The sequence below is a fragment of the Nitrosospira sp. NpAV genome, from assembly GCF_000832065.1.
Lineage (GTDB): Bacteria > Pseudomonadota > Gammaproteobacteria > Burkholderiales > Nitrosomonadaceae > Nitrosospira.
In genome coordinates this window covers 1-295 of sequence record NZ_JXQM01000220.1, presented here as the reverse complement: position 1 = coordinate 295, position 295 = coordinate 1, and the positions used below count along the sequence as shown (strand labels likewise).

General features: G+C 43.7%; 1 protein-coding gene. It reads right to left on the bottom strand.

The annotated features are described in order from the left end of the window. Positions 1–37: 37 nt before the first annotated feature. Positions 38–295, bottom strand: a 258-nt coding sequence (locus SQ11_RS18010; protein WP_232298051.1) for a hypothetical protein, incomplete at its 5' end; no start/stop codon positions are given.

Sequence of the window (295 nt, the reverse complement as noted above, 5' to 3'; positions counted from 1 at the left end):
ATTTATAGTTTCTGTCTGAGGGTGAGATGCGGCGCATCTAGTAAGTAGATGCGGCGCATTGACTTAACTTCGCGTGGGGTCCAAGATTATAATATTCAGGAATATTCGTACACCGCCATAAGATGCGGCGTAACTCCATGATTAGATGCGGCGCATGTCCTCTTGTATCTTGGATCGTATCTGGTGAAATATTGATAGTGATGCGCCGTATGTAATAGGTGAGATGCGGCGCATCTGGAGCAGAATAGTCTTGATTATGTACATTTCGGTAGACTCTTAACTTCTTGCTTGTTTT